The sequence below is a fragment of the Staphylococcus sp. HMSC072H03 genome (assembly GCF_001809305.1).
Taxonomy (GTDB): Bacteria; Bacillota; Bacilli; order Staphylococcales; family Staphylococcaceae; genus Staphylococcus; species Staphylococcus hominis.
This window is the reverse complement of the sequence record NZ_KV796914.1, coordinates 114,949-128,191: the sequence shown is the minus strand read 5'-3', so window position 1 is coordinate 128,191 and position 13,243 is coordinate 114,949. Positions and strand designations below refer to the sequence as shown.

The 13,243-nt window shown below is 32.9% G+C and carries 12 protein-coding genes and 1 riboswitch; of the genes, 2 read left to right on the top strand and 10 right to left on the bottom strand.

What is annotated here, in order from left to right; all coding sequences use genetic code 11:
* Window positions 1-68: 68 nt before the first annotated feature.
* Window positions 69-350 carry a GNAT family N-acetyltransferase gene (locus HMPREF2578_RS09390; RefSeq protein WP_002448625.1) on the bottom strand — a complete coding sequence of 94 codons (282 nt, stop codon included), beginning with the start codon at window positions 348-350 and terminating at the stop codon, window positions 69-71.
* Window positions 351-531: 181 nt separating this feature from the next.
* On the opposite strand from HMPREF2578_RS09390, the gene HMPREF2578_RS09385 reads away from it, so the two are divergent.
* Window positions 532-1,488 (top strand): metal ABC transporter solute-binding protein, Zn/Mn family, encoded by a 957-nt coding sequence (locus tag HMPREF2578_RS09385; RefSeq protein WP_048762231.1) that lies wholly within the window; start codon window positions 532-534, stop codon window positions 1,486-1,488.
* A gap of 59 nt (window positions 1,489-1,547) precedes the next feature.
* Here the strand turns inward: HMPREF2578_RS09385 and aldA are convergent, their stop codons facing one another.
* Both aldA and HMPREF2578_RS09375 read right to left on the bottom strand, forming a co-directional pair.
* Window positions 1,548-2,972 carry an aldehyde dehydrogenase gene (gene aldA / locus HMPREF2578_RS09380; RefSeq protein ID WP_019834966.1) on the bottom strand — a complete coding sequence of 475 codons (1,425 nt, stop codon included), beginning with the start codon at window positions 2,970-2,972 and terminating at the stop codon, window positions 1,548-1,550.
* Between the two features lie 75 nt (window positions 2,973-3,047).
* The gene (locus HMPREF2578_RS09375; protein ID WP_017175041.1) at window positions 3,048-4,133 is read right to left on the bottom strand and encodes a YkvI family membrane protein; all 1,086 of its coding nucleotides are present in this window, start codon (window positions 4,131-4,133) and stop codon (window positions 3,048-3,050) included.
* Between the two features lie 281 nt (window positions 4,134-4,414).
* Here HMPREF2578_RS09375 and HMPREF2578_RS09370 point away from each other — a divergent pair, with 281 nt between their 5' ends.
* On the top strand, window positions 4,415-6,199 hold the full coding sequence (locus HMPREF2578_RS09370) for a cation:proton antiporter (protein ID WP_070508422.1): 1,785 nt from the start codon (window positions 4,415-4,417) through the stop codon (window positions 6,197-6,199).
* 56 nt (window positions 6,200-6,255) lie between these two features.
* On the opposite strand, the gene HMPREF2578_RS09365 is transcribed toward HMPREF2578_RS09370, so the two are convergent.
* The 7 genes from HMPREF2578_RS09365 to HMPREF2578_RS09335 all read right to left on the bottom strand — a co-directional run bounded on the left by HMPREF2578_RS09365 (window position 6,256) and on the right by HMPREF2578_RS09335 (window position 12,744).
* Window positions 6,256-8,220: a fructose-bisphosphatase class III gene (locus tag HMPREF2578_RS09365; RefSeq protein ID WP_070508421.1), complete on the bottom strand. Its 1,965-nt coding sequence runs from the start codon at window positions 8,218-8,220 to the stop codon at window positions 6,256-6,258.
* A gap of 145 nt (window positions 8,221-8,365) precedes the next feature.
* Window positions 8,366-8,977 (bottom strand): undecaprenyl phosphate transporter UptA, encoded by a 612-nt coding sequence (locus tag HMPREF2578_RS09360; RefSeq protein WP_002448460.1) that lies wholly within the window; start codon window positions 8,975-8,977, stop codon window positions 8,366-8,368.
* A gap of 117 nt (window positions 8,978-9,094) precedes the next feature.
* The gene (locus HMPREF2578_RS09355) at window positions 9,095-10,093 is read right to left on the bottom strand and encodes a ThiF family adenylyltransferase (protein WP_048681941.1); all 999 of its coding nucleotides are present in this window, start codon (window positions 10,091-10,093) and stop codon (window positions 9,095-9,097) included.
* A complete protein-coding gene (locus tag HMPREF2578_RS09350; protein WP_019834971.1) occupies window positions 10,093-10,860 on the bottom strand; it encodes a thiazole synthase in 768 nt (255 codons plus the stop codon). The genes HMPREF2578_RS09355 and HMPREF2578_RS09350 overlap by 1 nt, the downstream gene beginning before the upstream one ends.
* Window position 10,861: 1 nt before the next feature.
* Complete coding sequence (gene thiS, locus HMPREF2578_RS09345) at window positions 10,862-11,062, bottom strand: sulfur carrier protein ThiS (RefSeq protein WP_017175036.1); 201 nt, start codon at window positions 11,060-11,062, stop codon at window positions 10,862-10,864.
* Window positions 11,046-12,161 carry a glycine oxidase ThiO gene (gene thiO / locus HMPREF2578_RS09340; protein ID WP_070508420.1) on the bottom strand — a complete coding sequence of 372 codons (1,116 nt, stop codon included), beginning with the start codon at window positions 12,159-12,161 and terminating at the stop codon, window positions 11,046-11,048. The genes thiS and thiO overlap by 17 nt, the downstream gene beginning before the upstream one ends.
* A complete protein-coding gene (locus tag HMPREF2578_RS09335; RefSeq protein WP_070508419.1) occupies window positions 12,154-12,744 on the bottom strand; it encodes a thiamine phosphate synthase in 591 nt (196 codons plus the stop codon). The genes thiO and HMPREF2578_RS09335 overlap by 8 nt, the downstream gene beginning before the upstream one ends.
* A 67-nt stretch (window positions 12,745-12,811) precedes the next feature.
* A riboswitch (TPP riboswitch) is annotated at window positions 12,812-12,921 on the bottom strand.
* Window positions 12,922-13,243: the final 322 nt, after the last annotated feature.

Genomic DNA, 13,243 nt, shown 5'->3' with positions numbered 1-13,243 from the left:
ATTTCAATAGAAATTGTCTTTTTTCACTTATCTAGATACTTTATGTCCCGGACTCTGATATTTTACTTTTATCCTAAATAAACATCTTGGTAACTATCATTTTTTTCTAATACATCTTTTGCAAATGGACAAGAAGCGATAATTTTTAAATTATTTTGACGAGCATGTTCTACAACTGCGTCAACTAATTTAGTTCCTAAACCTTGACCACCTAATTCATCAGATACACCAGTGTGATCAATTTCAATTTCATTGTTATCGACTTGTTTGTAAGTGATTTCTGCTTTAGGATTATTTTCGTCTTCACCTACATAAAATTTATTGTTACCTTGTTTAATTTCTTCAGCCATATTACTTCACTCCTTATATAATGTCTTAGTATTATTTATCACATTTCCGCTAAATTAAAACATTACATAAATAAAATTTAGAATATAAAAATTATAAAAAATTTAAATACAAAGTCATTGCTTTTTTATAAAAGAACAGATATAGTTGAGAACGAAATTATTACGTTTTGGAGGGGTTTGTGTGAAGAAGATGATCGCAATCATCAGTTTAATGTGTTTGTGCCTCATATTATCTGCTTGTAGTACAAATCGCGATATCACTCACAAACATAAAAAAGTAACAACTGAGAATAAATTGAAAATTTATACTACGGTTTTTGCGTTTGAAAGCTTTACAAAACAAATTGGTGGTAAATATGTGGATGTAGATACGATTTATCCCCCGGGTGCTGATATGCATACATATGAACCTAGTCAACGCGATATGATTAATATTGCAAAGAGTGATTTATTTGTTTATTCAAGTGATCATCTTGATCCAGTAGCGGCTAAAATTACAAAATCAATGAATAATAATGATATGAAATTGGCGGTTGCAAATAGTTTAAATAAACAAATCCTTGTGAATGAAGACGATGATCACGATGAACATGGACATCATCATGAAGCAACATCATATGATCCTCATGTTTGGCTTGATCCAGTACTAGATCAACAATTCGCAAAGAAAATTAAAGATGATTTAGTTCACAAAGATCCTACACATCGTATATATTATGAGCATAACTATAAACAATTAGTTGAAGATTTAAAACAAATTGACCATACATTATCTAATATAACGACGCGTCCTAAACGAGATAAAGTAATTATTTCTCATGATTCATTAGGATATTTAGCGCGACGTTATCACTTCGAACAAGAAGGGGTTAGTGGTATGAATAATAAAGAGCCAAGTCAGAAAGACATCTTAGCGCTCATTAATCAAATAAAAGACACACATGAACCGTATATTTTATATGAACAAAATATTTCTTCAAAAATAACCGATGTGATTCGTCAAGAGACACAAACACAACCTGTAAATTTTAATAATTTAGCAGTATTGTCTCAATCTCAATCAGAAGACCAAACACTCACGTTTCAATCTATTATGAAAAAAAATATTCAAGCCCTTGATAAAGCATTAAATAAATAAAAAGAGAGCAAAAAAGAATGTAACGCCATTCTTTCTTGCTCTCTTTTTTTATTTTTAATTTACCATCTAATATAACTTACAGTTGTATTGTAATATTCTTCAAAACCATGAATACCATCTGCACCACCAAGGCCAGATTCTCTCCAACCTGCGTGATAACCATTGACTGCTTCTTCTGCCTCACAATTCGCATACACTTCTCCAAATTTTAAACGTTCAGTAGCTGTCATAATTTCTTTTAAGTTTTCAGAGAAAATATAAGATGATAGACCAGCGTTAGTATCATTTGCCATATCAATAACGTCATCAAAGTTTGTATACGTAGTTATAGCAAGAACAGGACCAAAAATTTCTTCTTTAAAAGCACTATCAGTCGTTTTTACATGATCTAAAATAGTAGGAGCGTAGAAGAATCCTTCACGGTCTAATTTATGACCACCTAACACTAAATCTGCTCCATTTTTTACTGCTTCTTGAACTTTATCATCAATACTATCTAATTGTTTTTGATTAATGATTGCACCATAGTCAGTGTTTTCATCATATGGATCTCCAACTTGAAGCGCATCCATTTTATCTTTCACTTTGTTAATAAAGTCATCATGTACATCTTCATGAACAAAGATACGTTCTGGACATGTACATACTTGACCAGCGTTATTAATACGTGCAGTAACGATATAATCAACAGCTTTATCTAAGTCAGCGTGTTGTGTGACAAGAACAGGCGCATTTCCACCTAGTTCTAAGTTAAGTTTTTTAATGCTGTCAGCTGCGTTTTTGAATACAGCTTTACCTGCTCCCATACTACCTGTTAATGAAACAAGTTGAATATCTTTATGAGTTGCCAATTGTGTTCCAACTGTTTCGCCAGTACCTGGAACGATTTGAATAAGACCAGCTGGAATAGTTGAATCACGGAAAAGTTCAGCGATTTTTAATGTTAATAATGTTGTTTCTTCACTTGGTTTGATAACGACAGAACAACCCGTTACAATAGCTGGAATCACTTTACGCATAAGCACTAAAATTGGAGCATTCCAAGGTACAATACCAGCCGTCACACCGATTGGTTTTTTTGTCAGTTGAATAGTTTCATTTACTATACTATTTTGTAATACTTCACCTTTGTTACTCATACTTAAACTTGCCATATAATCAATGAATTCTATTGATTTATCAATTTCACCTTTAGCTTGTACTATTGTTTTACCTTGTTCTTTAACGTATAAATGAGCAATGTCATCTTTATGTTGTTCAAGTAAAGGAATTAATAATTTTACATGCTCAGCACGTGTAGGAGCTGGTACTTTTTCCCATTCAAGTTGAGCGTGTTTAGATTTTTCAATTGCGTCGTTTACCTCTTCTTCAGTAGCGAATGTAATCGTATCGATTGTTTCTCCCGTAGCAGGATTAATCACGTCCATTGTTTCGTTTGACTTACTTTCTACAAATTCATTATTAATAAATAGTTGATTGGTCATTAACGACACCTCCATACCTATTATTCCCGTAAAGTATTAAATTTAATCTATAAAAATAAAAGATTCAAAAGGAGATTAATGTGCTCCCTTTGAACCTTCTTTTTTTGAATATTTAAAATGTCTAACCCCTTTATATAAAATAGGAATGAGTAGAATAAAGCCAAATAACCCCATAATTGGAAATACTTTGCCAATGAGTGAAATAAAGCCGATAAATGTACAAATGAACGTCACGATTGTCATGACGATAATAAGTACAAAATATTGTTTTGAAAACGGTGTTGTGAAACGAGAGGCGAATGCGTACATTAAGCCTACAATAGTATTATAAATAACTAGAATCATAATAATAGACATGATAGTTCCCAAAATAGGTGAGATATGTCGTGCCAATAATAAGGTTGGAAGCGCTACGGATTTAATATCATTAAATTTTGTAATTAAGCCTAAATTAATCATTAAAAGTAAAAATGTAATAATGACGCCACCAATTAATCCACCCCAAATAGAAGCACGTTGGTCATGTAAACGTCCCCCCATTACACTTAGAAAACTGAAGGCAGCAGCAATTTGTAAACTGGCATAATTGATACCATCAAACCACCATCCAAGTGAAATAGATGATTTATGCTGTGCATATTGATTTGCACTTTCAAAGTCAAGATGGCCAGTTGCAAGATAATATATCGCAATAATTGTGACGACGATAACTAAGAAAGGTGTAACGATACCTAGTACTGCAATTAAACGATCAAATTTTAAAAATAATGTAACCAAAATAAGACTTACGAGAATAAGTGAACTAAGCCAATAAGGTAAATGAAAACTTTCTTGAATTGTAGATGCACCGCCCGCGCTCATAATAATAGCGAGTGAAAACAAGAATAATGTTAGAACAATATCAAATAATCGAGCAATCATAGGATGCAAGTAGTAATGAATGGATTCTGAATGATTATGTGATTTTATGTTGTAACCAGTATTTAAGACGAACATACCGCCAAGTGTGATGATTAATCCTGTAATAATAATCCCTAATACACTGAATTGACCGTTACTTGTGAAAAATTGGAATATTTCTTGACCCGTAGCAAAACCAGCACCAACGACAACACCTACAAAGGCAAATGCTACGATCATCGATTCTTTTAAAACTTTCATTTTTAAAAATCCTTTCTAAATCAAACACATGAGAATATATTAATCTATTTTAAAGGACATTTTGTTAAAAATAAATATTAAAGTTTACTTGTAATGAACATTGTATTTCTCAAAAATACATTCGAAAGAATTTGTATAAATTTTAAGTTATATGGGGTATATAATAGTTTATAGTTCTCATATAAATGTTATTAAAAAATGTAATAAATATACTATACAGTATTCAGTAAAGTTTGATAGGATATTGCAATATATTCAATTTAAATAAGGAAGGTGTAGATATGTTATTTGATTTACCTGTAATGCTAGTTATTGTATTATTTCTTGCATTAGGTATCTTCAGTCAATGGTTAGCAAATCGAATTAAATGGCCTTCGATTGTAGTAATGTCGATTGTTGGTTTATTAGTGGGACCCATATTAGGACTAGCAAATCCTGAGCATACGCTAGGTTCAGAGGTATTTAGTCCAATTGTATCTCTTGCGGTAGCAATCATATTATTTGAAGGAAGTAGTAATTTAGATTTTAGAGAATTAAAAGGCATTTCTAAGGCGGTTATACGTATTATTACGCTAGGCGCCACAATTGCATGGGTGCTTGGCGCCATTGCCTTACATAAAATTTTAGGTTTTCCTATTTCTATCGCTATTGTTATGGGAGGATTACTTCTTATTACTGGACCAACAGTGATTCAGCCACTGTTAAAACAAGCCAAAGTTAGAAACAGTGTAGATACTGTCTTACGTTGGGAAAGTATTATACTTGATCCACTTGGTCCAATACTAGCATTAGCTGCATTTTATGTGTATCAAATCATTGGACAAGGTTTTGGTTTCCAATTACTCTTTATATTTATTTTTAAAATGTTGGTTGTAGCATTAATTGGCTTTGGTGCTTCATTCTTCTTCAATTGGCTCATCCAACGCGATGTCATACCACAAAATTTAATGCCTTCCATTCAATTGGTGTTTATATTGCTCGTGTTTAGCATCTGTGACCAAATTCTCGATGAATCTGGTTTATTAGCAGTAACCATTTTTGGATTAATGATGGCACGTTATAAACGACATGATTTAATTTATAAAGAGTCAGATCATTTTATTGAAAATATGTCTTCTATTCTAGTTTCAACGGTGTTTATTTTAATTACATCATCATTAACACCATCTGTATTGATGAATGTATTATCATGGAAGCTTGTGATTTTCTCACTTGTCATGATTGTGTTAGTACGTCCAATTGCTGTTTTATTATCTACCATTGGTACTGAAATCACTAAAAAAGAGCGTGCGCTTGTAGCCATGATGGCACCAAGAGGGATTGTCGTATTAACTGTAGCACAATTTTTCGGTGGATTATTCTTAAATGATAATATGAAAATGGCATCTTATATTACACCGGTAACATTTGGTTTAGTATTTATTACCGTAGTCATATATGGTTTTAGCTTTACACCAATAAGTAAAATGCTTGGTTTAGCAAGTACTGAACCTCCAGGTGTCATTTTAGTAGGTGAGAGCGAATTTTCTTATCACTTAGGTAGACAGTTACAATCGCATGGTATTCCAGTGATGGTGTTTAACTTGTTTAGTAACACTTCTGATAAAGCTGAAGAACTCGGTTTTGAAATTTTTAAAGGAAATTTATTATCAAGTAGTGATCGTATGTATGCAGACTTAATTCGCTATAACAAATGCTTATTAATGACCAAATCATTTATTTTTAATAGTCTTGCATTTAATGAGTTAGTTCCAGAATTTGGATTAAATAATGTAAATATGATGCCAGTATCCTTTACAGATGATCAAGCACGTAATAATTTAAATGGACCGCTTCGTAATCATATTTTATTCGATGAAAAGCATAGTCCAAGATGGTTTGACAATGTGATTACGAATCAAAATATTGTCGAAGTTCCAGCCTCTTCATATCATGATATTACAGATAAAGATATGATTATTTATCACATTAATGACGATAAAGAAGCGACATTCCATAGGAGTACAAAATCAATGGATGAGTACGACAATGGAACTTATGGTATTTTAAGAAACGTATATAAATAATAAAAATGCCCAGCGACAGTTCATTTGAACTGTTGCTGGGCATTATGATTATAGGTTTATTTTAAATATCTGTCGTGCATTAATAATTTTAACATGCGAATTTGTTCCATAATGTCTTTACCGACATTCGTATCTCTAATTTTTTTACGTTGTAATTCTTCATCAACGACACGTCGTACTGATAGTTCATCAGCACCATCAGATAAGACATTCTCTTTAGAATCAAAGAATTGGTGTGCTACAAGCTGCATACCAAATGAATTGTAAAGTAACGTGTAACCTGCGATACCTGTAGTAGATTGATACGCTTTTGAGAATCCACCATCAATGACTAACATCTTACCATTGGCTTTAATAGGATCTTCGCCATCGATTTCTTTTACTGGTGTATGTCCATTGATAATACGACCTTCATCAGGATTAAGTCCGAAATCTTTTAGCATTTTGCGAATCATATCTACATCTTCACGTAAGTAATAATACGGGTTTTTCGGTTCTTTATGAGACGCTTTATCTTCAATGAAGTAGCGCTCAAATGTAGTCATAGCACGTTTACCAAATAAAGAACTATATTTACCTGTCCATAAATACCATACAAGATCCGTAGATAAATCATCTGTTTTCTCTTTGTCGCTAAATGCTAAGCGTACGTGACGTTCAAAGACATCTAATAAATCACGGCCTTTATGTTTTACACCTTCAATTTCAAAAGCTTCCATTTCACCATGATCATCTACAGGAATGCACCCATGAATAAGAAGATTACCATTATAAGGGAGGTATAATTTACCTTTTTGCATTAGAAAGGCCATATGACGTTTTAATTTTTCAGATTGTTGGAAAGACAGTAATAATTTATTAACAACATCTTCTTCTTCTGGTAATAATGTTGCAGGGTCTTTAGGGTCCACTGTACTAAAGCAAGTATCTTTTAAAGGATACGTTTTACCATAAATTGTAATTTCGTTTGTATCATAATTTATTTTTTCTAAAACTAAACGATCTTCCATTTCAAAACTTGGGCGACGTTTAATAATTGGCATTTCAAGTTTAAATTGAATCATTGCAATGGCTTGGTGAATCTTAGTGATTTGTGCTTCTTCGAGTTTAGATAAGCCCACTTTTTTATCAGGACGTTTTTTCGGTTTGAACGCTGGGTTATCGCCATCGTAATATTTTTCAGCTAAAGTGAGGAGAGGTCTTAAATTAATACCATATGCATCTTCAATAATATCTAAGTTATCATAGCGTGCACATATACGTAGTAAATTGGCTAAACACACTTTAGAACCTGCATAAGCTCCAATCCAAAGTACATCATGATTACCCCATTGAATATCAACAGAATGGTAGTCAATTAATGTATCCATAATTTTGTCAGGTTCTGGACCACGGTCGTAGATATCACCCACAACATGAAGGTGATCGACGACAAGACGTTGGATGGTATAAGATAATCCAATAATTAAATCATCTGATTGCTCAAGCTCGATAACTTGATTTAAGAGTGTTTCATAATACGATTTTTTATTATTAAATTCGTTATTTTTATAAAGCAACTCTTCAACGATATATGTATACTCTGAAGGTAAGGCTTTACGTAGTTTTGAACGCGTATATTTTGAAGAACAATACGTGATTAAATCAATCAAACGTTCGATTGTTAAGATATACCATTCATTTAACTCACGTTTTGAATTAAAGTCATTCTTAATGAGCTTTAATTTTTCTTCTGGATAATACACTAGCGCAGCTAAATCATCTATTTCTTTTTGGGATATGTTACCTGCAAAGATATCGTTAATTTTAGCACGGACATTACCAGAGCCATTTCTTAATACGTGTTGGAACGATTTATATTCACCATGAAGATCGCTGACGAAGTGTTCAGTACCTTTTGGTAATTCTAAAACGGATTCTAGATTAATAATTTCTGTTGCAAGTTTTTCAGGACTATCAAATTGCTGAGATAGTAAATCCAAATACTTTTTCTTTAATTCACTTTCCGTAGATTGAGACATTTGATTTCACTCCTGTATGGGAAATTTATTGGATAATAAGCAGAGTCATAAAACCGCTTACATAAATTATCGTTAAAAAGCATCACTTTTTCAACAGTGATGCTTAAATTGTTGTAAATTTGATTTGAAAGTAAAAGTAATGTACTTATTTAGCGTTATTTTTTTTGAAGAATAGACGATAGAGTACATATAGAATAATAATGATAAGAATCACATACATAAAGTAAGAATATGTATGAATACCAGACATTAATACGTCGAAACTATCGCTAAGAAGACGACCAAGTAAAATTAAGGCAAAGTTCCAAATCGTTGTACCTAGTAATGATAACATCGTAAATGTTGCAACGTTCATTTTATTGATACCTGCTGGAATAGTGATTAATACACGTAAAACAGGAATGAAACGACATAATAGCACTGCCCACGCACCATAACGTTTAAACCAGTCGTTAGCACGTTTCACATCATTTCCTTTAAGTTTGAACCATTTACCATATTTATCAACAAATCGATAAATACTTTCTTCTTTAATTAAACGACATAAATAATACAAAATAAGTAAACCAATAAATGAAGCGATTGTTGAAATAATAAATAAAACTAAAATTGAAAGACCTGATTTAACTGACATTAAACCTGCAAATGTTAATATAATTTCAGAAGGAACAACAGGTAAGACATTTTCTAATAAAATAAGAATAAAAATGGCTGCATAGCCCCATTGGCCTATAAAATTGGTAATAATTTGTTCCATTATAAAATTAAAAATCCTCCGTTATTAAACATTACTCGAATAAAAAATTCATAGTAAATTCATTATATAGGAATTTACTATGAATTGCTTGTTATAACATTATATGGATTGTACAACTTATTTTAAGGCCTTTAAATATTGATGATACAATTGTTCTGCTTCATTATCATCTTCAACGCCATAAACATTCATTCTACCATCTTTGAATAAGGTGATTTCATAATTACCGTCTTTAATTAGTTTTGCAAATGAGGTTGATTTTACAATATCACCTGGGAAATGTTCAGCATAGTCAAAAGCAGTAGGTTGATATCTAAATAAATAGGTTTTTCCACATAAGCTTTCAATCTTCTGTTGTTGTTTCGTTTCTAATAATTCGTAATGAGCTTTACCACATACGTCACATTCAGCATCTTTTAAAACATCGATATTCATTGCTTTATAATCAATGTTAAATGCATCAAGAGTAATTAACTTATGAGAAAATCCATGACCAGATAAATAACGAATCGCTTCTGTGACCTCATAGCTTGCTACTTGTGTAATCACAGGTGGTAATACGCCGTTAATAGCACAACTCTCTGCACTGGTTGGAATTTGTTTTAATAAACATTTCAAACAAGGTCCTTTGAAATCAATGCCGTAAACGGTACCTTTACTGCCTACAGCAGCACCATACACCCACGGAATATGATGTTTGTGACAGGCTTCATTAATAAGATAACGAATTTTGAAATGATCCATACCATCAATGACAATATCAGGATTGACGGCTTTTAAAATATCCTCAATAGTTGTAGAGTCAATTTCTTGATAATAAGTTTGAACATTTACATTTGAATTAATGTGTTCAATCTTTTGTTTAACTGCGTGAACTTTAGGGACCATATGATGAGCATCATCTTCAGTATAGAGTGCTTGGCGATGTAAATTAGATAATTCAACGATATCCATATCGACAATGGCTAAATGATGTGCACCCATACGTGCTAAAAGCTCCGCAACGTGACTTCCTAACGCGCCTGCACCAAGTATTAAAATGGTTGCATTGGAGAGGGCAGTTTGGCCATCCTCTCCAAATGCATGGTAACGCAATTGACGGTTATAGCGTTGCATTATAAGAATCCTAAACCTTCAGTAGGGCTTGATGCTTGGGCTGTATATTTTACTGGAATACGTCCTGATTCATATGAGAGACGACCTGCATGAATACCAAGTTTCATTGCTTCAGCCATTTTAACAGGGTCTTTTGCACCTGAAACTGCAGTGTTTAAAAGAATAGCATCAGCGCCTAATTCCATCGCATGACACGCATCTTTTGGTGAACCAATACCAGCATCCACAATAACGGGAACATTTGAATTTTTAATAATGTAACTTAAATTAAGTTGGTTATTAATACCACGTCCAGTACCAATTGGAGAAGCAAGTGGCATGACAGCATGAACACCTAATTCTTCTAAACGTTTCGCTAATACGACATCATTAGAAATGTAAGGACATACGATATAACCTTTTTCTAATAACACTTTACATGCTTCATATGTTTCAAATGGATCAGGTAACAATGTTTCATCGTCACCAATCACTTCGACTTTAATCATGTCACATACGCCAGCATGTTTTGCAATTTCAGCGATACGAATCGCTTCTTCAGCAGTTTTAGCGCCGGCTGTATTTGGAAAAGTAATAAAGTCTTTAAGATTAATATTTGCTAATGGATTAGGTAAGTTTTTATCATATAAATTCATACGTCTTACAGCAAAAGTCAGCACATTCGCTTCTGCTGCTTCAATCGCTTTTGTTTGCGTAGCTTCATCTTCAAATTTTCCTGTACCTAATAATAAACGAGATTTAATTTCTAATGGTCCAATGTTAAACATTTTATCCGCCTCCAACAAATTCTAATAATTCTAATCGATCATCTTCACGTACTGTATGTTGATCGTAGTCTTCTTGTTTAATTAAAGTTTTATTATGTTCGACAATGACACGTTTAGGATCTAATTCAAGAGATTCAAGTACAGATGTAATAGATTGTTCTGAATCAAAATTGAATGTGTCCCCATTAATGATACACTTCATGATTTAACCTCCTTGAAGCACTAAATGATTCATATCGACGCGGTTTAACACCGGTGAGTATCCAATTGGCGATATCACGACCAATAATAGGCGAAAGTAAAATACCGTTACGATAATGACCAGAAATCACATATAAATCTTCATCAATACGGTCCATTATCGGTATTTCTCCTTCAGTATATGGACGGACACCAGACCATTGTTTAATGACTTTGCCGTGTGCGAGTTCTGGTATACGTTCATTTGCAAAGTGGTGTAACCAAGAGATACCATCGTCTGTATTACCAACTGAATAGTTATCAAACTCGCTTGTGGCACCAATTAAGAAACGATTTGGATATTTTGGTACGATGTAACAGCCATTGGTCATAAATACGGTTTCTTTTAAATCCAAATGATCATTTTCAATCAGTAAGACTTCACCTTTTACACCGACTACATCTCTAGGTAATGAGTATTGATTTAATAATTTAGATGTCCATGCGCCCGCTGCCACAATGACTTTCTTAGCTTGTAATGTGCCTTGTGACGTTTCAACATCGTAGTACCCATTTTGGCGATGAACAGATTGTACCTCTGTATTAAAATATCGCTTAATTTGACGTTGCTTTAAAGATGTAAATAAAGCTTTAGTGTAGTGATTGGCATTAATTTGTCCATCTTGTGGAATGTAAATAGCCATTTCACTTGATGTTACTGTACCATTCGTTAAATCAGTAAGTTCCTCATCTGAAAGAACAATGACGCTAGAATCTAAACCGCTTAAAAATTGATACTGTTTTTCTAAACTTTCAACATCTTCAGGACGATTAGCCACTTTAATTAATCCTGAATTTTGAAACTGAATATCAATACCTGTCTCATCTTCTAAATCTTGACATAATTGTGGAAAGAGACTTCGTGATTCAAGAGCAAGTCTAAATAAATCAGTATCTTTAGTAAATTCATTTTGAGCACCTAACATACCACCTGCTTTATATGATGCGTGTTTACCTGGCACGTCACGATCGATAAGTGCAATGTCAAGGTGAGATTGGCTTAATTGTCGCGCAATAGACATGCCAATCACGCCCGAACCTATGATTAAAACATCATGCATCTTTCAACCACTCCTTTCGCAACAGTTCAATTTGTTGTAAAGATGCGTTCATAAAAAAAGAAATCGCACAAATTCCTTTAAAACCACGAGGTAATTGAGGAATCGTTTTTTCAGTGATACCTCCAATGGCATAAATTGGAATAGGAATCTCTAACACACGTTGAATCTCTGCTTTTGATCGAGGCAATTGATTAGGTTTTGAAGGTGTCTTAAAAATGTGTCCAAAAAAAACATAATCAAGATCGTGTTCATAAGCTGCTTTAACAGATTCAATTGAATGTGTAGACATACTCACTTCAATCTCTGGATGTATGGATTTATAGCTAAATGCATCTTCATCCATTTCTCGAAAATGAATATGAGAGAGGTGAAGTTGTTCAAGTAAATGTACATCACTATGAATAATGATTTTTGATTTAGGAAATCCTTTTTCTATAAGTGATTTTAAAAATGAAGACAAGTCACTTGAAGACATGGGAGTACGAAACAATAACCCATCTATTCCATCCGAGATATCAAGAAAATGTTGTAAATCATCATTGGTTAAATCTTTATATTTCGTTATCGCTATAAAAATGAACACCACTCCTTAGTAAACAAAAAACGCTATTTCCCTGCAGTAGGGAAATAGCGTTTTGCTTAACTTTACGATATCCTAGTCGCCACTTTCCTACGCCAGTACAAACTGGATCAGGTTCCAGGAATTATAAAGTTCGTTCTTTACTCTCAGCCTTAAACAAAGGCACTTCCAGTGGATCGTTTATTCAGTTGTGTTTAAAATAAACATCAGCATTTTTGCTTTATTTTTATTCTACAACCTTTTTTAATAGAGTTCAAATGCAAAAACAAATTAGATTTATAGCAATATACTTTTTAATCAGGAAAACACGTTTTACATAGCCATGTATAAATTAAATAAAAAATATTCAAAAAGTAATTGTAAACGTTTACAAAAACTGTTAATATTATAAAAAATATATCAGAAAGCCTATGAGATGAGGCTCGAAAGGCGGTTGGAAACAACAGGGAAAGACGTGATTGGGAGTTTTCATTGTCAACGTATAAGTAGAATCAACACAATT

Bases quoted from the DNA above. Each gene is read 5' to 3' on its own strand.
- HMPREF2578_RS09390 (WP_002448625.1), bottom strand. From the start codon at position 350: ATGGCTGAAGAAATTAAACAAGGTAACAATAAATTTTATGTAGGTGAA.
- aldA (WP_019834966.1), bottom strand. From the start codon at position 2,972: ATGACCAATCAACTATTTATTAATAATGAATTTGTAGAAAGTAAGTCA.
- HMPREF2578_RS09375 (WP_017175041.1), bottom strand. From the start codon at position 4,133: ATGAAAGTTTTAAAAGAATCGATGATCGTAGCATTTGCCTTTGTAGGT.
- HMPREF2578_RS09370 (WP_070508422.1), top strand. From the start codon at position 4,415: ATGTTATTTGATTTACCTGTAATGCTAGTTATTGTATTATTTCTTGCA.
- HMPREF2578_RS09365 (WP_070508421.1), bottom strand. From the start codon at position 8,220: ATGTCTCAATCTACGGAAAGTGAATTAAAGAAAAAGTATTTGGATTTA.
- HMPREF2578_RS09360 (WP_002448460.1), bottom strand. From the start codon at position 8,977: ATGGAACAAATTATTACCAATTTTATAGGCCAATGGGGCTATGCAGCC.
- HMPREF2578_RS09355 (WP_048681941.1), bottom strand. From the start codon at position 10,093: ATGCAACGCTATAACCGTCAATTGCGTTACCATGCATTTGGAGAGGAT.
- HMPREF2578_RS09350 (WP_019834971.1), bottom strand. From the start codon at position 10,860: ATGTTTAACATTGGACCATTAGAAATTAAATCTCGTTTATTATTAGGT.
- thiS (WP_017175036.1), bottom strand. From the start codon at position 11,062: ATGAAGTGTATCATTAATGGGGACACATTCAATTTTGATTCAGAACAA.
- thiO (WP_070508420.1), bottom strand. From the start codon at position 12,161: ATGCATGATGTTTTAATCATAGGTTCGGGCGTGATTGGCATGTCTATT.